The organism is Bradyrhizobium sp. 134, assembly GCF_023074155.1.
Taxonomy (GTDB): Bacteria; Pseudomonadota; Alphaproteobacteria; order Rhizobiales; family Xanthobacteraceae; genus Bradyrhizobium.
In genome coordinates this window covers 173,076-196,610 of record NZ_JADPKX010000026.1, presented here as the reverse complement: position 1 = coordinate 196,610, position 23,535 = coordinate 173,076, and the positions used below count along the sequence as shown (strand labels likewise).

The 23,535-nt window shown below is 59.1% G+C and carries 15 protein-coding genes; 9 read left to right on the top strand and 6 right to left on the bottom strand.

The window, feature by feature from the left end; genetic code table 11:
- Nucleotides 1-316 precede the first annotated feature (316 nt).
- Nucleotides 317-1,807: a hypothetical protein gene (locus IVA75_RS09120; RefSeq protein ID WP_247282705.1), complete on the bottom strand. Its 1,491-nt coding sequence runs from the start codon at nt 1,805-1,807 to the stop codon at nt 317-319.
- A 389-nt stretch (nt 1,808-2,196) separates the two neighbouring features.
- Between IVA75_RS09120 and IVA75_RS09115 the strand changes: the two genes are divergently transcribed.
- On the top strand, nt 2,197-3,078 hold the full coding sequence (locus IVA75_RS09115) for a hypothetical protein (protein ID WP_247282704.1): 882 nt from the start codon (nt 2,197-2,199) through the stop codon (nt 3,076-3,078).
- A 53-nt stretch (nt 3,079-3,131) separates the two neighbouring features.
- On the opposite strand, the gene IVA75_RS09110 is transcribed toward IVA75_RS09115, so the two are convergent.
- The 4 genes from IVA75_RS09110 to IVA75_RS09095 form a co-directional block, all read right to left on the bottom strand.
- Nucleotides 3,132-4,442 carry a DNA methyltransferase gene (locus IVA75_RS09110; protein ID WP_247282703.1) on the bottom strand — a complete coding sequence of 437 codons (1,311 nt, stop codon included), beginning with the start codon at nt 4,440-4,442 and terminating at the stop codon, nt 3,132-3,134.
- Between the two features lie 104 nt (nt 4,443-4,546).
- Nucleotides 4,547-5,059 (bottom strand): hypothetical protein, encoded by a 513-nt coding sequence (locus tag IVA75_RS09105; RefSeq protein ID WP_247282702.1) that lies wholly within the window; start codon nt 5,057-5,059, stop codon nt 4,547-4,549.
- A gap of 37 nt (nt 5,060-5,096) precedes the next feature.
- The gene (locus IVA75_RS09100) at nt 5,097-5,711 is read right to left on the bottom strand and encodes a hypothetical protein (RefSeq protein WP_247282701.1); all 615 of its coding nucleotides are present in this window, start codon (nt 5,709-5,711) and stop codon (nt 5,097-5,099) included.
- A 434-nt stretch (nt 5,712-6,145) separates the two neighbouring features.
- Nucleotides 6,146-6,661, bottom strand: coding sequence for a hypothetical protein (locus tag IVA75_RS09095; RefSeq protein WP_247282700.1), 516 nt, complete (start codon nt 6,659-6,661; stop codon nt 6,146-6,148).
- Between the two features lie 179 nt (nt 6,662-6,840).
- Here IVA75_RS09095 and IVA75_RS09090 point away from each other — a divergent pair, with 179 nt between their 5' ends.
- The 6 genes from IVA75_RS09090 (at nt 6,841) to IVA75_RS09065 (ending at nt 20,048) form a co-directional block, all read left to right on the top strand.
- Nucleotides 6,841-7,128, top strand: coding sequence for a helix-turn-helix transcriptional regulator (locus IVA75_RS09090; protein ID WP_247282731.1), 288 nt, complete (start codon nt 6,841-6,843; stop codon nt 7,126-7,128).
- A 166-nt stretch (nt 7,129-7,294) separates the two neighbouring features.
- A complete protein-coding gene (locus IVA75_RS09085) occupies nt 7,295-8,368 on the top strand; it encodes a helix-turn-helix transcriptional regulator (protein ID WP_247282699.1) in 1,074 nt (357 codons plus the stop codon).
- A gap of 301 nt (nt 8,369-8,669) precedes the next feature.
- Nucleotides 8,670-16,409 carry a tandem-95 repeat protein gene (locus IVA75_RS09080; protein ID WP_247282698.1) on the top strand — a complete coding sequence of 2,580 codons (7,740 nt, stop codon included), beginning with the start codon at nt 8,670-8,672 and terminating at the stop codon, nt 16,407-16,409.
- Nucleotides 16,410-17,453: 1,044 nt separating this feature from the next.
- A complete protein-coding gene (locus tag IVA75_RS09075) occupies nt 17,454-18,317 on the top strand; it encodes a YqaJ viral recombinase family protein (RefSeq protein WP_247282697.1) in 864 nt (287 codons plus the stop codon).
- The gene (locus IVA75_RS09070; protein WP_247282696.1) at nt 18,301-19,449 is read left to right on the top strand and encodes an ERF family protein; all 1,149 of its coding nucleotides are present in this window, start codon (nt 18,301-18,303) and stop codon (nt 19,447-19,449) included. The genes IVA75_RS09075 and IVA75_RS09070 overlap by 17 nt, the downstream gene beginning before the upstream one ends.
- A gap of 41 nt (nt 19,450-19,490) precedes the next feature.
- Nucleotides 19,491-20,048 (top strand): hypothetical protein, encoded by a 558-nt coding sequence (locus tag IVA75_RS09065; RefSeq protein ID WP_247282695.1) that lies wholly within the window; start codon nt 19,491-19,493, stop codon nt 20,046-20,048.
- A 406-nt stretch (nt 20,049-20,454) separates the two neighbouring features.
- Here IVA75_RS09065 and IVA75_RS09060 read toward each other — a convergent pair whose 3' ends face one another.
- Complete coding sequence (locus IVA75_RS09060) at nt 20,455-20,685, bottom strand: hypothetical protein (protein WP_247282694.1); 231 nt, start codon at nt 20,683-20,685, stop codon at nt 20,455-20,457.
- A 724-nt stretch (nt 20,686-21,409) separates the two neighbouring features.
- On the opposite strand from IVA75_RS09060, the gene IVA75_RS09055 reads away from it, so the two are divergent.
- Both IVA75_RS09055 and gmd read left to right on the top strand, forming a co-directional pair.
- Nucleotides 21,410-21,994: a transglutaminase-like cysteine peptidase gene (locus IVA75_RS09055; RefSeq protein WP_346658418.1), complete on the top strand. Its 585-nt coding sequence runs from the start codon at nt 21,410-21,412 to the stop codon at nt 21,992-21,994.
- Between the two features lie 190 nt (nt 21,995-22,184).
- Complete coding sequence (gmd, locus tag IVA75_RS09050; protein WP_247282693.1) at nt 22,185-23,276, top strand: GDP-mannose 4,6-dehydratase; 1,092 nt, start codon at nt 22,185-22,187, stop codon at nt 23,274-23,276.
- Nucleotides 23,277-23,535: the final 259 nt, after the last annotated feature.

Below are 23,535 nucleotides of genomic sequence, written 5' to 3'. Positions count from 1 at the left end.
TGAACAATGGATTCAGGGAGGGCCCACAAAAGAGAAATGGCGTGGCCCTCCGGGTGACCAAATCCCTGCACGCAGGAATTCGGACCCATCAGGCGTCACGCCATCATTTACGCACTACATGCCGGGTTTCGGCGTCACGCAAAGCCCATTGGGCTCAACCGCAGCTCTCGTGCGAGGCAATTAACTTGTACCAAAATCTGCGATCTCAATCAAGTAAACCGGGCAGTTAGGCGCTTCATTAGCGCTGTGCAGTGACTGCGCGACCTTGGCCTCAGCGGGCCTCAAAGAGCAGCAATGCTGCACCGAACTTTTTTCGTCATCGAACCCAGGAGGCTCCTTGCGGAGGCCTGGTCTCCATGGCCACGATCCCGCGGGCGGACGCGCTAAATCGTCGAACGATGTTGCGAAATTCCTCCGGCAGGTACTCATACTTCGCGTCACGCGCAAATACAGTGACGGTGCCAGCATCGAGCAACGCTGCACGAACAGATCCATCGTGAATGGAAATCCAGACGGTTGCTTCTTTCACACCGCCTTGATGCTCGGCATTGCCCGTCAAGACGACGTCTGCGCCAATGAGCCCGATAGGGCTCATGACCGAGATGGAGTCCCGGAGCTTCTTCACTCGTCCGTCTCCAACAAGCTCTTGCAGCGCGCGTTTGACCTCGGGATCGTCCAGTACGGCATTATAACTATAGGTGCCAGCAAACGAGCTTAGGCGGCCAAGCTTGCCATTCTTCCAGTCTCCAAATGGGCCGTCTGGATCATTCGGCCGGGCTGACGGCGCCCCGCTCGTGGCGGCATCCACCCTCGCGTTCGTCATAGAGGCAACATCGGTGCGACTCACGGCCAGGGAGGCCACCACATTCTCAAATCCTCCGTTCAAAAGGGGATCAAAGTTGAACTCGAGCCTGGCATGCTTCGAGTCTGTAGAGGCTGAGGATACGCGGCAGGAAGACTTGTCGCGTCGGGGAGCAGCGCCCTCCAGAACCAGAACGCCATTCTGTCGCTTACCCGTGACTGGATAACCAGCTCCTTCGCAATTTGCCTTGAAGACGTAGGCGGTCCCGCTTAGCGCTCCACCGGTCTCCTGCCCCGAAAAGAGAACAGTGTTCGGCTCTATGGGAAGGCCCTTTCGGGGCTCCTTATAGCGGATCTCAATAAGCCCGCGCTCGGATCGGGTCAGATCCACAATCGAGCCGTTATGGTCTAGCAGCTCGGAGGAAGCGAAGTGGCCATCCAGTCTGCTGATGTTGCTTCCATTATCGTCGGCCGCCAACGAAGGCTTGTCGATACCACATCGGAATAACGGACCACGATCATCCGCCAGCCTGCGAGCGTTGCTCAGGGCACTCACCCCCAACGCACCGAGCGTTGCAATCGCGCAACTGCCCCGATCTGTGACTTTCAGAACCATATATTCGAGGTGGCTAGAGCTGCTCGCGCCCTCCCCGGCAGCCCGCCATCGCGCGACGATGGCCGCGAACGGGATACCGTTTGACATCCTCCATTCAGCTCGCACGCCGATGGCGTCGCTCGTCGTCCCGCTCCAAGAGGAATCGGCGGTCAGCTCTTTTTCCTGATTGGTCCGCCCGAAGCCGATGCCGCTCTCGCCCTCACCTCCCGAGTAGACAAGTGAGAAGCCTGCAGGTCCAGGGCACCGCCATCCCACGGCCTCCCATTGCGCGGGCAGATTTTTGCAAGTTTCGCCTTTCGCCGGCATCAAAACGGATTCGGCGGCGATTGAAGGAGCCAAAGACAAGATAAGCAGGCCCGCGGTCGAGGCGGTAAGGCTGAGAAGACGCATGCAATGTCCCACGAGGCAGACCGAACGTCGCCCCGGTCAGGAATTCGACGTCCTGCGTACACATTAGTGACGCGCATTGAACGCAGCGTTTGCCTGCCGCAGAAAATGCCTCGCACCCGTGGGAGGTTCTTTTAACCAAGCGCTGGGGACGAGCTTGGATTGAGTCAAAGATCGCCTGGACAGGGCGTTCTAGACCTCAGAGCTCGCGAAGCGCCGCGACATGGCCGAACAAGACCGGTCGTCAGTGGGTACGCCATTCCACAAATCGAGAGGGGCATGCGGCATTCAGAGGGCATCAACCTTCAGGACAAGAGGCTGCACGGCTTAATGCAATCTTTGGCACTCGGCTCCCATCGTACCGCACATCACCAGGAAATGGTCTGACCGCGATGACCCAAGCCGTCCTCAAGCTTAAGAAAATCAACTCGCAACGCCTCCGATCGCTAGCTCTGAACGAATCTTGGCTCCAGCAACAGATTCTGGATGACCCCTCGCTGCTCGGACTTGGCGATTTGCAGGTGATCAAGCGGGAGCGAATCCAGGCCTCGGGCGGGCGCATCGACTTCCTGATGGCTGATTTCGAAAACGATACCCGCTATGAGGTCGAGGTGATGCTCGGCCCGGTCGACGAGAGTCATATCATTCGGACCATCGAATATTGGGACGTGGAGCGGCAGCGTTATCCGTCGCTGCAACATTGCGCGGTGATTGTCGCCGAAGAAATCACAAGCCGCTTCTTCAATGTCATTCGATTACTGAATCGCGCAGTGCCGCTGATCGCCATTCAGCTCAGCGCCTTCCAAATCGACAACGAAGTCGCCCTGCAGTTCATTCGGGTGCTTGATACCCACGAATTCAATCCGAATGGCGATGGCGATGAACCGCAATCGCCGGAGGCCAATCGCGCCTATTGGGAAGCACGGACAAAGCCGGAACTTCTTGCCGTGGTCGATGCTTGCTGCTCGCTGGTCCCAGCAACAAGCGGTGAAGCGAAACTGTACTACAACAAGTCGCATATCGCTTTGACTACAGGCGGCTATCTGTTCTGCTGGTTTTTTCCGCGGAAGGTGGCATCGCATTGCGCCGTTTGGATCAAGGTTGGCGCTACGGAACGACAATCCATCATCGATAATTTGGAAGCGGCAGGACTCGAAGCGCTGAGCAAGGGCAAGGAATCCATCCGGATGAACGTCCGAATGGATGATATCCACAAGCACAGGAATGCTCTTATCGAGCTCTTTCGGAAAGCCGAGGAATGGTCGCAGCGCTGAGCTAGGACTTCGCCCTCGTCGCTGCGTCAGAAAGCCTGGGCGCAGAGCAAGCCCTACTGCAGCGGGTCGGCGCGACGCCGCTCGATCTCCGTAAAGGTCTCTGCCGTCAGTGTCATGGTCGCCGGCTGGCCCGTATAGGCCTGCCAGCGGCGGATGGCGACATCGACATAGAGCGGATCGAGCTCGATCGCGCGGGCCCGCCGCCGGCACTTCTGTGCCGCCATGATCGTGGTGCCGGACCCACAAAACGGGTCGAGCACGATGTCGCCGCGGCGCGAGCAATCCTTGATGGCATCGATCACGAGTGCGGTGGGCTTGACAGTCGGGTGCATCTCGAGCTCGGCGTCTCTGCCCGACCGAAAGCTGTTCGCGCCGGCGTAGTCCCATACATTGGTGCGATAGCGGCCGTGCTTGCCGAGCTCGATCGTATTCAAATGCGCCGCCTGGCCCACCTTGTAGACGAACACCAGCTCGTGCTTGGAACGGTAGAATGACCCCATGCCGCCATTGCTCTTATTCCAGACGCAAACATTCTTCAGCTCGGAATAGACCCCTCCGGCCGCCTTCAACACCTCGCCCAAATGACGCCAATCCATGCAGATGAAATGGATCGCGCCGTCCAGGCTCACCTGCGCCATATTGCCGAACACCATGGCCAGGAACCCGGCAAACTCGGCTGAGCTCATCTCGCCTGAGGCCATCTTGAATTCGCGATGCTTCACCGCCCCAAGCCCGCTGACATGACCATCGATCCGCACATTGTAGGGGGGATCGGTGAAGACCAAACGGGCCTGGTCGCCGTCCATCAGATCGGCAAACGAAGCCGCATCGCATGCATCGCCGCACAGCAGACGATGCTCTCCGAGAGTCCAGAGATCTCCGATCCGCGACACCGCATCTGACCGGACCGGTGAAACCAGATCACTGCGATCCGGCTTCTCGCGCATCGCTTCGCCATCGACCAAGAGATCAATCTCGGCAGTCTCGAAGCCGGTCACTTCCAGATCGAAATTGACCTCGGCGCCCGTCAGCTCGCGCCAGAGCACGCGCAGCTGGTCCGTATCCCAATCCGAGTTCAGCGCAACCTTGTTGTCGGCGAGCGAGAACGCGGTCTTCTGCGCGGGTGTCAAATGGCCGACCCGCAGCACCGGCACCCGCTCCAATCCCGCAAGGCGGGCGCCCTCGATCCGGCCATGGCCGACCAGGATCACCCCCTCCTCATCGGCCACAACGATGCTGTTGAACCCGAACTCGCGAATCGAGGCGGCGATCTGGTGCAGCTGCTTGCGCGAATGCCGCCTGGCATTCGCCGGGTTCGGCTTCAGCTCGGCAATGCCTAGGTGCTCGACGCGGAAATCACTCATGGGACCTCTCCTGGGGGACAGGCCTTATGTATACTCAATCTACAGCATACTTCAACAATACTTTGCGAATAGCCGCGTCCAACGCCCGCGGTGGTTAATCCACGTCACCCCTTGATGATGATCTCGATATCTTCGGGCCGCACCCCAAACGTCGCCGCCAAAGCTTTTTTGGCATCGGCAATGGTCAAACCACCGGCCTTGCCCGGTCCCACGGATGAAGAGTCGGGGATCGGTTGAAACTTGAGCCGCCGCTGCTCGATCCCGAGCTCCTTCAGACTGGCATAGGCAACCGGGTTGCGCAGCTCCTTGCGCCAGACATCCGCAACGGCAATCTCGGCGAACTCCGAGATTCCAATTCGGAAGCGTGCCTGTCCCCTCGCATTCGCGCTCTCGTCAAGTGGCGTCAGCGATGAAAGACGTCCCACCAGAAACGCTGTTCGCGACGCTATGCCTTCGGCCTTGTTGTTCCAATCCTGCCGTCGGCAGCAAACCAGATAGGTGCATCGCTCGACGCTTTTCGGACTGAGCACCCAACCGCGGGAGCCCGCCTGGTCCAGGATATTCTGCCTCGTCTCGGAGGTGAAGACGACCACGGCGGCATCATTGGATTTGGTCATGCTCAATCTGCTTTGGTCTCAATTGTATGCTCGACCTTCACTTTAATGCATTCCGATGCGCGACCAGCAATTCATTCCCAGCCTGCTGCAGCAGCCGGCTTGGCGCAAACGCCCCATAGGCATTGCGCTCGTTACGCGCGCCGTGGACCATCAGCAAGAGCTTGTCGGCCAGCTCCACATGATCGCGCAATCCGGAGGATCGACAAAGCCCAACCACCCGGCGCCGCTCGGCCTGCCAGTACTCTTCGATCTCGCGGAGCTGGGGGTTCTTGCGATGCTCGTACAATTCCGCTGCCGTGCGCGCGAGCAGCGTCTGCGGCTGCATCGGACGACCCGCACTCTCTTGCTCGGTCGCAAGCCATTCCCGCAGTTGCGCCTCCGGATCGCCTGGATGGTCCTCCGTTATCACCTCCCAAACCGTCTCCGACTCCGCAATCAAGGACTTGATAAAATAGCTGATCAGCGCCTCGCCATGGCCGAAATATTTGACCAACGTCTCCATATTCGAATGCGCCTCGTGGGCGATCAAGCCGTTCGCGACCCTGATTCCGAGAAGACGAAACATCTTCTGGGCGGCCTCGATCAAGCGCTCCTTGGCGGGTTTGTCGAAGCCGAAACTGGCCGGCTGTTCCGTTTCGGGAAGCTTGCGCATCGAATTGGCTCCTCCAACCATGTATCAGTCAATTATAGCACAACTAATGCCAATCTTACTCTACGGCGAGCCGCCGGCGCCGAAGAGCCGCCGCGCACTGTGCCGTCCGGCACGCGCACCAACCCGCCATCAGAGCCAGCTGAGTTCCGCGTAGAACAATGTTTCTGCTGATATTTTTGACCAACGGCGGCGACGCGGAAACCCGCGCAAGGCACGATTTATGGGATTCTGGCCCTGTCCGGGTGCGGCTTGGACCAAATCTCCTACACGGCCTTCCCTGAGCCTTGGCGAGGCTATCGACTTTTTTTCGTCTCCGCGCGCCTCCCGCCGATTAGGCCGCCACCGCCCTGAACCCCCGATTGAGGCGACCGGTCGAGAGAACGATCGCCGATAGCCGATCATGCAAGCTGCCGCTTCCTAGCCCCGGTCGTCTTTCATCCGAACAACCTGGCGAGCAAATCATCTGCGCTATCGATGCGCTCAAAGCAGGCCTTGCCGAGGTCGCGATGCATGGGTCGTTCGAGCTTCTGTCCGGTGCTGTCACCGCGCGAATGCCGGCTGACCTTCGAGCCCAAATCCGGCAACCTTTCTCCCGGCCGGCCCCCGAACCAGAAGTACCGCTCCAGCGTCAATGTCTGCTGGTTGACCTCAAGCCAAATCACGCAGCCGCTGGGCTTTTCGAGCAGCCGGGTGCTGACGGTCACGTGCCGGACCGCGGAGCCCGAAAAGGTCGACTTCAACTGGATATGCCGAAGGATCCCGTTGGCTTCCAATACGATGTCGTAGCCGCCCCGATCGACCTCGCTCTTGAGCACCTCGATGTCGTGGTGGCCCTGCTGCCAGCGCGCGGCCATGAGCTCTCCGAGAAGCAGATGAAATAGCGCCTGCTCGCGAATGCTCGAGGCGCGGGAGTGAGACGTAAGCGGATCCTGATGTAGTTCGGCCAGCACTGTGAAACTCCTTGATTTGGGATGCCCCGCCGCCATTGCGCTCCGCTCACCGCATAAGCCCAGCGCAACCGCGCGCCCTGCCCGCCAGCTTCGCACAGCAGAGTTAATGCTATCCTGTTTTGGGATAATCCCGATCTAGGATCAGATTGATCGCCGCCGAATCGCAAGCGCCGGCGGCCATGGAAAAATCCCTCAAATCCGCCGAATATGCCCGTCTCATCGCCCTTCTTGTCGCAACGCGACATAAGGCCGGGATCCGTCAGCACGCCCTCGCCAAGAAGCTACGCAAGCCGCAATCCTTCGTGGCCAAATACGAGGGCGGCGAACGTCGGTTGGATGTCGTTGAGTTCATTGCCATTGCGGAGGCGCTTGGGGCCGATCCACGGAAGCTGCTTCGGCGGTTTATGATGGAGAAGGCCAAATCATCTTCAAAGGCGATCTTGGCAGCCTCTCGGGCTCGCCAATAATTGAGTGAGCCAACAGCGATGACTGGCGTTCAGCTTGACGGAGGCTCCTAAGGGGAACCGGTGTTGGGAGCACGGCAGGGGCTGGTTGAGCTGATTTACTTGGCCTCAAGTAGTATTGCGACGCGCTCCCTTCTTTTGTAGAGCGCGGAAAGGCTGGGTATTACAAATGCATTTTGACCGTTTGGTCGATGAGATTTACGAAGCCGCTATAGTCCCCGAGCGGTGGAAGATTGTACTTGATAGATTGGCAGGTTTAGCTGACGCTGAAGGTGCACTATTATTTGCTGCGGCCCCCGGGCTGGCTCGATGGCTGTCAACAGACAGTATTCGCTCCCGAGTAGAAGCTTGGATTGATAGTCCCTTCTACCTGAAAAATCCTCGAGGCGAGCGGTTGGTCCCGATCAAAGAACCGCGCTTCCTTACCGACCTTGATGCATTCACTATCGAGGAGCTAGAGCAAGAACCCTATTACACTGATTTTCTTCGGCCCCGTGGTTTAGGCTGGTGCATCGGCACCTCGATATACTCCCCGGCGGGCGATATCCTTGTTGTTTCGATCGAAAAGGCTCACGAAAAAGGGCCCGTACCGCGGGAGGTCGCCGAACAGCTCGATCGTCTTCGACCCCATATCGCTCGCGCCGCCTTGCTGTCGGGCCGTGTTGGCCTCGAGCGAGCACGAGCCACAGTTGAAAGTCTGAAAATGATTGGCTTGGCAGCAGCTGTGCTCGGCCATGGTGGCAAGGTGCTGGCGGCCAACGAAGCCCTGTTTGCTTATGAGCCCGATCTTCGGATTGGTGCTGGCTCCCAACTCGAATTTGCGAACTCAGCCGTTCATGCTCTTTTTGCCACCGCGTCGGAAGGAAGATCCGCCTCTACTCATGGGGCGTCTATTCCGGTTCGGAGGTCGCGCACGCGCGAGGCCTTTGTGGTCCATATCCTGCCGATGCGCGGATCGGGACGTGATGTCTTTTCGGGCGCCGAATTCCTGCTTTACGTGACACCAGTCATTCAGCAACCGGGCCCGCCCCCGGAAATCCTTCAGGCGTTGTTCGACCTCTCGCCTGCCGAAGCCCGCGTTGCCGCGATGATTGCCAGGGGCAGCTCGGTAGAGGCAACGGCGCAAGCGCTATTAGTCAAGCCAAATACGATTCGCATGCAGCTCAAGGCAATCTTTGCAAAGACCGGAACGAGCCGCCAAGCCGAGCTCGTGAGCCTGCTGCGCTTGGCACCTTCTAGGTAGCTGCGGTTCTCTGCCCGAAGCGTAAGCACGGGGGTTGTTTAGGTTAAGCTGCAGTAGCCTGTGAGTTTTTGCGCGCCTTTACCCAAATGGGTAAAGCAACGCTGCGGGTCGCGGGTAAGATGGTTACAAATTAATTTACGCTGTCACCAGGACAGTAAACTTTTTTCAGAGGCAGGAACGCTTTCCAAGGGGCAAGGGGGCTCCTCAAGCACAATCGCAATCTGCCTAGACATCGCCACACGGATACAGCCGTGCGTTGCGCGTGGATACGCGTGCGCTTATTTGAGGAGGATGAGAATCCATGATTATCACCGGCACAAACGGCACCGACACCATCACCGGCACCACCGGTGGAGATCTCATCAGCTCCGGCAATGGTAACGACACCATCAATGGGTCCGCCGGAAACGACATCATCGATGCAGGAAATGGCGACGATAAGGTCAACGGCGGCGCAGGCGTCGACCTGATCTTTGGGGGCAATGGAAACGATACGCTCGATGGTGGATCTGGTAGCGACGTCGTTAGCGGCGGCAATGGCAACGATATCCTCATCTACGGTGCATCCGAAAACGTCAACGCGATTGACATCTACGATGGCGGCAACGGGCAAGACACTCTTCGCCTGATCGTCAGCCAGTCCATGGCGAGCTCAGCGGGGTTTCTTGCAGATATCGCGGCACTGCAGGCCAAACTTGCGCACGGCAGCGCCACCTACCTATTCAACAGCTTCAATCTCCTCGTTACGGATATTGAAAAGCTCCAAATTGTCATCGAGCCCAGCGCAAATCACCCGCCCGTCGCGATTGCAGATGTCGCGAGCACTAACGAAGACACGACCCTTACGATTATTGCTTCTGCGTTGCTTGCCAACGATACCGATCCCGACGCCAACGATACGAAAGCAATCGTATCCGTGCAGGGAGCGCAGCATGGCACCGTCTCGCTGAACAGCAGCGGCAATGTCGTGTTCACCGCCGACGCCAATTATTCCGGCGTTGCTAGCTTTACTTACACGATGAAAGACAGTGCCGGCGCAACGTCGACGGCGACCGTCACGGTAAATGTTGCCGCCGTCAACGACGCCCCGACTGCTACGAACCTCTCTGCTAGTGAGACCTATAAAGAGGATACGCCGCTCAATCTCACTGACATCATTGTCACTGACCTCGACAGCGCCACTGTCACGGTGAAGTTGGCGCTTTCGAATCCGGCTGCCGGAACTCTGAGCACCGGCGCGTCCGGCGGGGTAACTTCAACCTACAATGCGCTAACGGGCGTCTGGTCGGCTTCCGGCGCAACCGCCGACGTCAACGCCTTGCTGGCAGGGGTCACTTTCAACCCGGCGGCGAACTTCAACGGAAGCTTCTCAATCGCGACCAGTGTCAGCGATGGAGTTGCTCCGCCAGTGATAGGCGCCAAGATCTTCAGCGGAATTGCCGTCAACGACGCCCCGATCGCAACGAACCTGTCTGCTCCTGAGACTTACACGGAAGACACAGCACTCAACCTCAGCGATATCGTCATCACTGACATTGACAGCAGCACGATCACGGCAACCCTTACGCTGTCAAACCCGGCGGCCGGCGCGCTGAGCACCACAACCTCGGGCGCGGTGACCTCGACCTACGCAGGGGGAGTCTGGACGGCGTCAGGTGCGACGGCTGACGTCAATGCCCTGCTGGCGGGTCTTAAATTCATTCCGGCAGCCAACTTCAACGGCAATTTCTCGATTGCCGCCACTGTCAGCGATGGAACGGCGTCGGTTACCGGTGCAAAGGCATTCACAGGCGTGGCTGTGAATGATGCCCCCGTCGCGATCGCTGACGCACTGGCTGCGACTGAAGACTCCGCTATTACTTTTACGCGGGCGCAATTGCTCGGTAACGACACCGATATCGACAATTCCAATGCCCAGCTCTCGATCAGCTCGGTAACGAGCGGAACAGGCGGTAGCGCCGTCCTTAACAGTGACGGCAGCGTTACGTTTACACCAACCCATGATGTCAACGGTGCCGCGACGTTCACCTACACCATCACTGATGGCCATCTGACAAGTACCCCCGCAACGGCGACCGTAAACATAGCGCCGGTCGCGACGGCACCGACGATCGCTCATGAACGAATCGAGGCAAACGTCACAACAGCGCCAATCGCATTGAACATTCAGATCAGCGACCCCGATACCAGCGACACGCTGGCGTCGACGGTTCAGGTTACCGGCGTTCCGCCCAAATATATGTTGACCGCTGGGGCCCAGTCCACAGACGACCCCGGAGTCTGGATCGTTAACCTGAGCGATGTGGCCGGCCTGGCCCTCCAGCTCAGGCCTGATGCTACGGCCGAAAAACAAACCATAGCGCTGAGCATCACGGCGAGCTCTTTCGACCACGCCGACGTTGCGCAAAAGACTGAAGTACTGAATATCCAGATCAATGATCCGGATGTAAAAGTTGCGGCCGACGGATACATCGCCGACGCACTTGTCTTTGTCGACAAAGCGGATGGGAACGGCGTTTACAATGGCATTCTCGACCTCGGGGAATCGTTCACTTACACTGCGAGCGATGGCACGTTCAGCCTTGACTCGTCGGGCGGCCAACTGGTCCTTCAGAGTGTTCATGACGGCGGCCATAACACCATCGACGTGTTGACCGGACTCCCGTTCAACGGCACGCTCAAAGCGCCGAGCGGCTCGACCGTCGTGACGCCGCTCACCAATCTGATCGTAGCCGTCGCGGGTGCCGGCGGTGACACTGTTGCAGCTGAAGCTTCCGTGAAGGCGGCGCTGGGGCTATCTGACTCGGTGAGCCTGACAACGCTGGATCCGATTGCCGCTACCGTCTCGGCGGCGCCTGGTGCGGCTGACGTTCTCGCGGCGTCAATCCAGGTGCAGGCGACCGTGGCTCAGCTCTCGGCGGCGACGGGTGCGTCCGCTGAGGCGGTCATTGGGGCGATCGCCCAGACCGTGACTGCAGGCAATGCTGACCTCGGCGCGCCCTCGACGGTTTCTGCTTTGGCGACCGCGGTCAACAATACGCTTCCGCTCGATCAGCAGCTCTCGGCGACTGACCTCAATGCGATTGCTCAGGTCGTCCAGGAATCCAACGCCCAGATTTCGAGCAGTCTTGCGAACACCACCGATCTCAGCCAGGTCGCCCAGGCGGCACAGGTCGCCTTTGGCGACACAACGCAGGCGCTCTCGGACGCTGCGATTGGTGCCGGCGGCACCACCTTCAACAGCGTACAGAACGACTATACGGGCGCTGCGCTCGACCAGAAAATTGCCGCGGCTCCGCTTACGCTGACGGGCACAGAAGCTGCCGACGCGCTGATAGGCGGCGACGGCAACGATTCGATCTCTGGTCTCGGCGGCAACGACACGCTCAAGGGCGGAGCCGGCGATGACACGATTTCGGGTGGCGCGGGCAAGGATGCTTTAACCGGCGGGGCCGGCAACGACACCCTCGATGGCGGTGCGGACTTTGACCGCGCCATATACACCGAAGCGACCGGTGGCATCACCGTTCACCTTGGAGCGGGCACTGCAACCGGTGCGGGCGTCGGCACCGATACTCTGATCTCGATCGATGGCGTCATCGGCGGCAACTTCAACGACTATCTTGACGGCACTGGCTACACCGGGAGCACCGGTTTGCCGGGCGCCATAATTGGCTTCACCGAATTCGAGGGTGGCGCAGGTGACGATACGATCATCGGCGGGAGGAATGTGCAGGGCCATGCTCTGACGCGCGTCAGCTATCTCGGCGCATCCGCCGGGGTGACTGTCGACATCCAGTCAGGACAAGCGCACGGAACGGCTCCGGGCGACGTCGCTAACATCGGCCAGGACACGATCAGCAACATTCTGAATGTCTGGGGTTCGAACTACGACGATACACTGCTCGGAAGCGACAACGGATCCGGCTCGTTCGAGGCATTCGAAGGGCGCCGAGGCAATGATTTCATCGATGGTCGCGGCGGCTATGACGTCGTCGTTTATGCGACGGACCTGACGACCACGACAGGCATCACCGTCAACATGGCCGCCGGGACCGTCACTGGCGATGCGACGGTCGGCACCGATACCCTGCGCAATGTCGAAGCCGTGCGCGGCACCAACTTTGCTGATTATTACAACGCCTCGAACTTCGGCACGGCGGGCACCGCCAATATCGGCTCGCTTGGCACGTTCAACGACTTCCAGGGAGGTGGCGGCGACGACGTTGTCATTGGCAACGGCAATACGCGTGTCAACTACTCCAGCGCGCTCGCCGGCGTCACGGTCAACCTGCAAACGGACCTCAATCAGGCAGGTGTGACGGCCACAAACGTCGTGGGTAATGCAACCGGCACCACGGAGGGAACCGATTCGCTGACGGCGGTGAATGCCGCGCAAGGCTCTTCTTTTGACGACACTCTGCTCGGCTCCAATTTCAACAACACGTTCACGGGGCTGGGCGGCGACGATCTCATCGACGGCCGCGGCGGGTTCGATACCGCCAGCTACAACAGCATGACGCTTGCGACCGGCGGCATCGTTGTGGACATGGCTGCCGGCAAAGTGACCGATAACGTCAACAACGCGATCGGCCACGACACGCTTCGCAACATCGAGGGGGTTCAGGGCACCGGCTACGCCGACACGTTCGACGCGACCGGCTATGGCTTGGGCGGTGCGCTGAATGTCTCCACCAGCAACGGCAACTTCAACCAGTTCGAGGGCCTTGGCGGCGATGACGTCATCACCGGCAACGGCGCTACCCGCGTGCTCTACAGCAATGCGACCGGCGGGGTGAACGTCACGATCGGGGTGAACGGTGCCGGCACGGCCACGGGTGACGCCTCGACCGGCCATGACAGCTTCACCGGCGGGGTCAATGCGGCGATCGGCAGCAATTTTGCCGACAGCTACGATGCCTCAGCCTTCAACAACGGCTTCAACTCGTTCCAGGGCAATGGCGGCAACGACACCATCACCGGCAACGGCGCCACCCAGGTGCAGTACAGCAATGCCACCTCCGGCGTAGCGATCACGATCGGAGCCGGCGGCGCAGGTTCGGCCTCGGGCGACGGCTCGGTCGGCACCGACACCTTCACCGGGGTCAACAGCGCGGTCGGCGGCAATCTCAACGACAGCTACAATGCCTCGGCCTACAACGGCGGCTTCAACTCGTTCCAGGGCAATGGCGGCAACGACACCATCACCGGCAACGGCGCCACCCAGATCCAGTACAACAACGCAACCGGTGCGGTGAACGTCAATCTGTCCACCGGCACCGCCACCGGCGACGGTTCGGTTGGCACCGACACCATCACCGGCGGCGTCAACAACGTGCTCGGCTCCAACTTCGCCGACACCATCACCGGATCCTCAGGCGCCGACTTCCTCAACGGCAACGGCGGCAACGACACCATCAATGGTGGCGGCGGCAACGACAATCTGAACGGCGGGTTCGGTGCCGACACCTTTGTCTACGCCAACGGCGGCGGCGCAGACTTTATCAGCGACTTCAACCGGGGCCAGGGCGACCGCATCGACTTCACGGGCGTGACGGGGATCTTCACCCTCGCCGATGTCCAGGCTCATGCGACGCAGCTGGGGCCGAACACCGTCATCGACTTCGGCGCCGGCAACATGATCACGCTGGCCAACATCGCGGTGGGCAGCCTGGTTGCCTCCGACTTCGTGTTCAACAATACCGTCCTCGGCAACTCCGGCAACGATACGCTGGTCGGCACCAGCCAGATCGACGGCATCTATGGGATGGACGGCAACGACCGCCTGCAAGGGCTCGGCGGCAATGACCTGCTGGACGGCGGCAACGGCTTCGACCGGGCGGTCTATACCGAGGCGTCCGGTTCGGTCACGGTCAATCTTGCGGCCGGAACTGCCACCGGCGCCGGGGTCGGCAGCGATACGCTCGTCAACATTGAAGGCGCCGTCGGCGGGGCATTCAACGACACGTTCAATGCCACCGGATTTACCGGGTCGAGTGCGCAGCCGGGTGTTGCCGCTGGCCAGAGCGGCTTCGAGGGCCGCGGCGGCGATGACGTCATCACCGGCCAGATCAACGCCCTGGGCCAGTCCGTCACCCGGGTGGAGTATCTGGGTGCTTCGGCTGCGGTGACGGTCGATCTTGCGGCCGGGACCGGTCAGGGCACGGCGGCCGGCGACCTCGCCAATGTCGGCCACGACACGTTCACCAATGCCCTGCAGGGCGTGTATGGATCGGCCTTCAACGACACCATCTACGGCAGCGACAACGCCAACTTCACCTATGAGGCCTTCGAAGGTCGCGCCGGCAACGACTATATCGACGGCCGCGGTGGCTATGACATCGTCGCCTACAATAACGACCCCGCGACCACCGCGGGGATCACCGTCAACCTTGCCGCCGGCACGGTGACCGGCGATGGCACCGTCGGCACCGATACGCTGCGCAATGTGGAGGCCGTTCGCGGCACGATCTTCGACGACGTGTTTGATACGACCGGCTACGGCGCCCCCGGCGCTCTCAATGCCTCGACCACCAATGGCAACTTCAACGACATTGCCGGCGCCGGCGGCAACGACAGCATCATCGGCAACGGCAACACCCGGCTCAATTACTCGATCGCGCAGGCGGCCGTCACCGTCGATCTGGAGACCACGGCCGGCACGGCCCTCACCGTTGCAGGCAGTGCGACCGGCACGACCGAGGGAACCGACACCTTCACCGGCGTCAATGCCGTTCAGGCCTCGGTCTTCAACGACACGCTGCTCGGCTCCAGCTACAACAACACGTTCACGCCGCTTGGCGGCGATGATTACATGGACGGCCGCGGCGGGTTCGACACGGCGAGCTACAATAACCTGAACACGGTGACGGGCGGCATCGCGGTAGCCATGGCCGCCGGCACGGTGACCGGCGATGCCTCGATCGGCCACGACACGCTTCGCAACATCGAGGGTGTCCAGGGCACCGGCTACGCCGACACGTTCGACGCGACCGGCTATGGCTTGGGCGGTGCGCTGAATGTCTCCACCAGCAACGGCAACTTCAACCAGTTCGAGGGCCTTGGCGGCGATGACGTCATCACCGGCAACGGCGCTACCCGCGTGCTCTACAGCAATGCGACCGGCGGGGTGAACGTCACGATCGGGGTGAACGGTGCCGGCACGGCCACGGGTGACGCCTCGACCGGCCATGACAGCTTCACCGGCGGGGTCAATGCGGCGATCGGCAGCAATTTTGCCGACAGCTACGATGCCTCAGCCTTCAACAACGGCTTCAACTCGTTCCAGGGCAATGGCGGCAACGACACCATCACCGGCAACGGCGCCACCCAGGTGCAGTACAGCAATGCCACCTCCGGCGTAGCGATCACGATCGGAGCCGGCGGCGCAGGTTCGGCCTCGGGCGACGGCTCGGTCGGCACCGACACCTTCACCGGGGTCAACAGCGCGGTCGGCGGCAATCTCAACGACAGCTACAATGCCTCGGCCTACAACGGCGGCTTCAACTCGTTCCAGGGCAATGGCGGCAACGACACCATCACCGGCAACGGCGCCACCCAGATCCAGTACAACAACGCAACCGGTGCGGTGAACGTCAATCTGTCCACCGGCACCGCCACCGGCGACGGTTCGGTTGGCACCGACACCATCACCGGCGGCGTCAACAACGTGCTCGGCTCCAACTTCGCCGACACCATCACCGGATCCTCAGGCGCCGACTTCCTCAACGGCAACGGCGGCAACGACACCATCAATGGTGGCGGCGGCAACGACAATCTGAACGGCGGCGGAGGCAATGACAATTTCGTCTTTGTCTCGGGAGCAACTGCTGGCGCCACCATCACTGACTTTACCGGCAATGGACCTTCCCAAGGAGATACGCTGGAATTTCACGGTTTCGGGGTGTCCGCCGACGGCGCGACCCTGACGCAGATTGGGTTGAGCAATCAGTGGCTCGTGCACTCAGGTCTGGACGCACACGACGAGACCATCACGATCAATGGCGCTGTGTATGCCACGGACTTCCACTTCCTGACATAGCCGCCGTTTGCGATTATTTGGCTAAACTCCTGACGGCCCTAGCGCGTCCCGCTAGGGCCGTTTCTGCATCGCCCAGACAGCTGCATTGACGAAACTCGGTGTGTGTGGCCTTCAAGCAAGCTCTTTGTAGCCCTGCTTCAGCCAGCGCCTCAGGAAACGTCGCTGCGCGGCCCGCACTGGCCTCTCATAGCGCTCCAATCTAGCGAGACGCTTGGAAAGCTTGGGACACGGGGTGTCCATCAACGCGACAAGCAACTCGTGGCGGGCTTGCCGGATGCGCCCCAGTCGCAGATTGGCGCGGACAAGGTCATCCACGGCAACCGAGCTGTGTTGCTGCTTAAGTCTTGTCGCGGATATGCAACCTCCTGTGCCGGAGCTGGCATTCTCCTCCATATCCGGACATGAGAGCCCGTGTCGACGGGCATTACGGCTCGACCTGGCCTTTCCAACCTTCGTTTTAGGCCCAGTGCTTCGCTTGGCATTCAGCCGGTTCGCTTCGATCTTCCGTTCTGAGGTCATTAGCTCCGCGTTCTACGGTTTGCGCTAACCCGCACCTTCCCTCCATGACCCGGGACAGCTAGGTGATCAAAAGGTCGACTGAAAAATCTCAACGGATTGATTGAAGCTCAGGCCGCATGCCGGTTCAAGTCCTCGGATGCGGATATCGAGGTCTGCATCGCATAGTCGCGGCGGAGATGGCTCCTCGCGATCGGCTTCGCTCGCTGGATCTGGCCAAGGTGAAGATATCGAAACGTGAAGATATCGAAACCTCACTGAACTGAGCCAGACCACCGCACGTTTCGCTGACTCCCGTTATTTGGCTTCGATTTGTCAGTTTGCGATGGAGAATTAAGGGCCGCCAATCTCCGCTGATCTAATTGCAATATGAGCAACAAGATTGCTGCAGAAACGACTGGCATTCCCCTGCGATTGGAGCGTTACTGAGTCGGCCGGGCGCGATGGCAGCACCGGTATCTCACCTCGCGAACGCGGGGCTTCAGGCAGTGCGGCGAAGAGCGCCGCTGTTCTTGAAGGGAGATACAGGTGCGTAGCGTACAGAGTGAAGGCCGGGCCGACCCACAACATCAAATCATCAGGTTCAACCCGAACGACCGGCGCCATTTCATCGGCGGCTCGGACGCCCGCATCATCATGGGGGATGATCAAGAGAGCCTGATCCGACTTTGGCGAGAAAAGCGCGGGGAAGCGGAGCCGCAGGACCTCGCAGACAATTTGATCGTACAGCTCGGGACAGTGACAGAGGTCTTGAACCGGGCCTGGTACCAGCGCACGAGCGGACACACGGTGAAGGACATCCAGAAACGGGTTCGTCATCCCATCCACAAATGGATGGCCGCAACGTTGGACGGGACGGTCGAGCAGACCGGTGCCGTCTTCGAAGCCAAGTTCATGCTGCCGTGGGCCTTCACGGAGGAAGCCGCGGCCGAGAAGCACATGGCCCAGCTGCAGCACAACATGTGGGTCACCGCGTCCCGCAGCGCGGTTCTCTCGATCATCACTGGTGGCGGCAAATGGGTCGAGATCAAGATTCACGCTGATCCGCTCTATCAGCATCTCCTGCTCACGGCCGAAAAGAAGTTCTGGCGCTGCGTCCAAAGCGGCGAGCCACCCATCCTCTTCAATATCGAAACGCCCCGCCCCAGACTCGAAGCGGTGAAGGTCGTCGATATGTCGACCTCGAACCAATGGGCTGAACTAGCGGCGATCTACCTGCGGACGCGAGAGGCCCACGGCGAGCACGAGACGGCCAAAGCGGATCTGAAAAAGCTGATGCCGGAGGATGCCAAGGAGGCGACCGGCCACGGCATCAAAGCCAAGCGTTCCAAGTCGGGCGCGATCAGCTTCGAAGCTCAAGCGTCGGAGGTCTCCCATGCACCAGTCCAGTGAGCACATCGGGACCATCGCGGCCGCCCTCGCCCGAGCCCAAGCCGAACTGATGAATCCGGAGAAGACTTTGACGGCCGTCATCAGGTCGCCCTTCCCGCGCGAGGAAGACCGGACGTTCCGCTACGCCTCTTTGGCCTCTGGTCTGGACATCGTCCGCAAAACGCTGAGCCAACAGGAGATCGCCACGATCCAGACCACCCGGATCGAACAGCCAACCGGGCAGATTCACCTCACCACCCTGCTGGCCCACGCTTCCGGAGAATGGATCTCCTCGGACCTTCCGGTCTGCGCCTCCAAAGAGGTCGAAGCGCCGCACCGGATGGGAGCGGCGCTAACCTACGCCCGTCGCTATGCCCTGTTTGCCCTTGTCGGAATTGCCGGGGAGGACGATCTGGACGCTCCGGACCTCATGACAGGGTCTCCTACTGCGGTCGAGCTGCAGATCGCACCAGCACCAAAGGTAAAGCCGCTCAAAGGCGTTCTGAACCGTTCTCCCCTTCTGCCGCCTGACCGCTCCGCTGAGCTGTTGGATCGGCTTTTGGGCGAGCTTGCCGCGCGGGAAGGCGGCGAGGACCTGCTCGCCTGGGCCAAGATCAGCCTCCCGCTCAAGAACACTCTTCTGGAGGGGGACGCCCGCGTTCTCGAGGCCGCCTACCAGAAGAGGCTCGAGGAAGCCGCCCTTCCCGATCTCGATATAGCAGACCAACAGTTTGTGGTCGCGGTCAGAGAGAGCGACGTTGAGGGGCCCGCCAACGCTTCGTCCGGAGCAGAGGTCGGCCTCGCCTTCCCGAAAGAGCCGCCTCGGAGACGGAGCAAGGATCACCTCGCCTTCGTTCGGAGCCAGCGTTGTCTGGTCTGCCAGAAGACCCCCGTTGATGCGCATCACTTGAAATTCGCTCAACCGAGGACCCTGGGACGAAAAGTCAGCGATGAGTTCACCGTGCCGCTGTGCCGATCTCATCACCTATCCCTGCACCGGCACGGAGACGAAAGAGCCTGGTGGACCAATCTGCAAATATCACCATTGCACATTGCGAAAGAACTATGGGATGCCAGTCCCGTCCAGCTTTCAAATGGAGCGAACGTCGCTGCAACGACCTCACTTCCGGGATCGGAGGCGCGAGGTCAATGAATGGTCCTCTCAGCCTACCTACGGCACAGCCGGCGAGCGTCTTGCCCTCTGAGTTCGAGGTCCTGTGTCCACCGCCTCAGCTTCTACCCGGAGAGAACATCGACCAATATCACGCTCTTCAAGCCGTTATCTTCCATGATCTCGATCCTCAGTCTGCCATCGAATGGCTGCTCGCCATCGACATCGCGGAACTCTCCTGGGAGATGCAACGCTACCGCTTGCTGCGGTATAGGCTGCTGAGTACCTATCGCCACAAGGCGATCGAGATAACGCTTCGCCGCATCGACGTGGTGGGCATCGCCCCGGAATTCCAGGATACAGCCGAAACTTACACCATCTATAACGCGCTGGATTGGCAACTGGATGCTTCTGCTGCGAGCGATATCGAAGCCCGTCTTCGATCGTACGGCTTCGATCAACATGCGATCAGCATGGAAGTCTATGTTCAAGCGCGCGAGATCCTCGTGCTGTTTGAATCGCTCCTGAACGGAGCACAGCTTCGACGCCTTATGCTGCTGAAGGAGATTGGCAATCTGCGGCGTTCGAATATGGCGGACCTTGCTCCCACTGCGTCGCAAAAGTCCGTGAGGGCGCCTTAAATAGGACCGATCATCAACTTGGAACGTGCTGAGATCTACCGAAAGTTAAGGGAAGCTGAGCAAACGGCTAAGCCGCCGGCTGCGCTGAGCGAGGAGCATTTCTGAAGTTGTCGAGCTGTCAATAGATTTGGATCACGTCATCTTTGACGTTGGTTGCCTGCGAGATACTGTTACGATCCTCAGGCGGCTATCCAAAGCCCAGTTTTTACCAGCGGAAGTAATCCCATGTCACCGCTCTTGCTGGCGCAGCTCGGTAGTTCGTGTGTACTGCGCGTTCATGACAGAAAATGAGATCTCAACTTGCACACGGGGCAGCTGTACGCGGGCGGCACCAGGATCTGAGTTTGGTATCACTGAAGCTAGACAATTGCTTAACTGGACCTTTCGAGCACAGGCCGGATCAACATCAATGGGCGCGGATATGCGCGACGAAATCAAAGATATTTTCGTGACCTTTGGAATTGTCACCTTTCTCGTGCGCCTCCATCGGCTGATTAAGCGCGGTCCCGGCGCTTAATTTCGCCTGCTGGCGTCGTTCTCGGGCACGCTTACATGCTATCTCGAGATAAACGTTACTGAGGAACACGAAGAGTGCCGCCCCTAAGATCATGCTTCCGACAACAACGAAAATAGCCATGATTGCCTCCCAGCGCCGGGCCTCGGGATCATTATAATATTTAATAAATAAATCACATTAAATGCACCAAATCAAATAAAAAATAACGCAATTGTGGCGCCTCGTAGGAGCTCGTTTTAATCGTGAAACCCGGACTTTTTTCGACTTTCCCGCGGCGCCTCAGTTGTTGAGGCTCGCCCGCTTCCGTTCGATCGAAGGTCCACCGACTCAGATCGCAGACTGACGAGAGGAGCGCCATCGCCTTACTCACGTTGTGTCGCCGCTTACTTCGGGGCTCCCTGCTTGAAGGCCGCCGGTATCATGACCGAGAGGCGGTTTTTGCTTGCGCGCAACGCGTTCGAAAGCGTCCATTTTGCCCTATGCCGCGCTCCGATTTTTTTCTCGTGTCGGCGCACGTGACGTTGTGATTGAAACCCGTAAAGCAGACCCTCATCACGGGTCCAAATAGCCCACTCCGATCATCCAACGAGCATTGCGAGGCCGCTTTTCGGTTGATTGAAACTCGCAAGCTCTGCGGTTCTAGCGCTTTCTCGGCGGGAGAACATTCTCCTCGAAACTAACGTTCACAACATCACCGTCGCTCTTCGCCGGACGAGTTAGCGAAACCATCCAAGGGGAGCGTCATTTCCTCACCGTCATCAGTGCTTCACAATTAAGCATGAATGCCTCACAATTGTCATAGCATCTCCATTGCAACGCAATATAGTTCGACCAGCAATCAGGCATGACCGAACGAATTTCAATGATCAGACATGCTCTACGCATGCTGGCCACAATTTACTGCATTTGCAGCCAGCCAGCCTATTCAAGCTACGAGCCTCAAGCAGTGGCTCCGCCGCTTTCATTCTCACTGTTCTGCATCCAATATCCTGAGGACTGCCAGCATCATGACGACCGCAGAATTCGAGACTTCCGCTCCTCGATTCAACGGTGGCGAGAGCTCGCTGAGACTAACTCGACAGTGAATTTTGCCATAGTGCCAAAGGATCAGGCCGCAAGTCGAAATGACGTGGAATGGCAGATATTCCCTTATGACGGCAACTGCGGCGACTATGCCGTTACCAAGCGCCATTTATTACTTCGATCCGGTTGGCCTAGTTCGGTGCTTCTTCTCGCTGAAGTCGTAATCCGAGCAACTGGAGAGCACCACCTTGTACTGCTCGTGCGCGAGGGAAGAGCGGTCCTTGTACTCGATAATTTGAGCCCGGTGGTCACGCCACTCGCGGATGCATTAGGCCGATACGTCCTCCTGCGGGCGGAATCGGGAACTGATCCCCAGTATTGGACGCGCGAAGTTGGCGTTTTCTAACAGCGTTTCAAGTATGCCTGGCGAGTATTCCTCCTCGTTGGCAAGCACGCTCAGAGTAACCATAAAGAGGATTCCAGAGCATCCCGATGGACCGAATAGGCCGTTAATCTAGGCTTGATTTTTGCTCGATTTCACTCTCCCTGACGGGGTCAATTTCGTGTAAGCACAAGTCTTCATTTTTGGGATTGCTATGACAAAGAAGCGAGCACTAATCACGGGCGTCACCGGCCAGGACGGCGCTTACTTGGCCGAACTTCTCTTGCAGAAGGGATACGAGGTCCACGGCATCAAACGCCGGACCTCGCTCTTCAACACCGATCGCATCGATCATCTTTATCTCGATCCGCACGAGCCCAATCCGCCCTTCCGACTCCACTATGGCGATCTGACGGATTCCTCGAGCCTGATCCGGATCGTTGGCCAAGTGCAGCCAGACGAGATCTACAATCTCGCGGCGCAGAGCCATGTTGCGGTTTCGTTCGAGGAACCCGAGTACACGGCGAATTCCGACGGCCTTGGCACATTGCGCATCCTAGAGGCGATGCGCATTACAGGCTTGGAAAGGAAGGCGCGCTTCTACCAAGCCTCAACGTCTGAACTCTACGGTTTGGTTCAGGAGATCCCCCAAAAGGAGACCACGCCTTTTTATCCGCGCTCACCATATGCGGTCGCCAAGCTCTATGCCTATTGGATCACGGTCAACTACCGCGAAGCTTACGGGATGTATGCCTGCAACGGCATTCTGTTTAACCACGAATCTCCTGTCCGCGGCGAGACCTTTGTGACCCGAAAGATCACGCGAGCCTTGGCGCGTATCCATTTAGGCCTGCAAGAGCGGCTCTATCTTGGTAATCTCGAGGCGTTGCGCGATTGGGGACACGCCCGTGACTACGTCGAGATGCAGTGGCTGATGCTGCAACAAGAAAATCCGGAAGATTTCGTCATCGCCACCGGCGTTCAACATTCAGTACGAGACTTCGTCAATGTGGCGGCGAGCGAAGTCGGCATGAAGATCCGGTGGGAGGGGGCCGGCATTGACGAGAAGGGCTACAATATTGCGAACGGAAAATGTGTGGTGTCGGTCGATCCACGCTATTTCCGACCAACAGAGGTTGCGACCTTGCTTGGCGACCCCTCAAAGGCGAAAGAGAAGCTTGGTTGGCAACCCCAAACTTCTTTCGAGAGTCTCGTTCGCGAGATGATGAAGGAAGATCTTGAGTCGGCAAAACGAGATGAGCTCATCAAGCAGCACGGCTTTAGATATTTCCCACGCCACGAGTGATGGTGGACAAATCCTGGATCTGGTGCGGCAGCGATGTCGCCCAGATCAAGGTCTGAAGGCGAAGCAATCGATCGCACTCGGGTATAACGCTTCCTATTTGAACGGCAGGAAATCTTGAGGCCAACTCGATTCTGGCATGCTTCAGCAACGCACGCTAATGCGTGACTTCTGACCAAAATGCGTCCACTCACATCACTGCATATAGCGATCAAAACCACGTCTTCAAATACCTTGACGTGCATTGTAGGCCAAATTTCAA

Bases quoted from the DNA above. Each gene is read 5' to 3' on its own strand.
- IVA75_RS09115 (WP_247282704.1), top strand. From the start codon at position 2,197: ATGACCCAAGCCGTCCTCAAGCTTAAGAAAATCAACTCGCAACGCCTC.
- IVA75_RS09085 (WP_247282699.1), top strand. From the start codon at position 7,295: ATGCATTTTGACCGTTTGGTCGATGAGATTTACGAAGCCGCTATAGTC.
- IVA75_RS09100 (WP_247282701.1), bottom strand. From the start codon at position 5,711: ATGCGCAAGCTTCCCGAAACGGAACAGCCGGCCAGTTTCGGCTTCGAC.
- IVA75_RS09060 (WP_247282694.1), bottom strand. From the start codon at position 20,685: ATGGCTATTTTCGTTGTTGTCGGAAGCATGATCTTAGGGGCGGCACTC.
- IVA75_RS09055 (WP_346658418.1), top strand. From the start codon at position 21,410: ATGACCGAACGAATTTCAATGATCAGACATGCTCTACGCATGCTGGCC.
- IVA75_RS09080 (WP_247282698.1), top strand. From the start codon at position 8,670: ATGATTATCACCGGCACAAACGGCACCGACACCATCACCGGCACCACC.
- IVA75_RS09110 (WP_247282703.1), bottom strand. From the start codon at position 4,442: ATGAGTGATTTCCGCGTCGAGCACCTAGGCATTGCCGAGCTGAAGCCG.
- IVA75_RS09120 (WP_247282705.1), bottom strand. From the start codon at position 1,807: ATGCGTCTTCTCAGCCTTACCGCCTCGACCGCGGGCCTGCTTATCTTG.
- IVA75_RS09070 (WP_247282696.1), top strand. From the start codon at position 18,301: ATGCACCAGTCCAGTGAGCACATCGGGACCATCGCGGCCGCCCTCGCC.
- gmd (WP_247282693.1), top strand. From the start codon at position 22,185: ATGACAAAGAAGCGAGCACTAATCACGGGCGTCACCGGCCAGGACGGC.
- IVA75_RS09105 (WP_247282702.1), bottom strand. From the start codon at position 5,059: ATGACCAAATCCAATGATGCCGCCGTGGTCGTCTTCACCTCCGAGACG.
- IVA75_RS09090 (WP_247282731.1), top strand. From the start codon at position 6,841: ATGGAAAAATCCCTCAAATCCGCCGAATATGCCCGTCTCATCGCCCTT.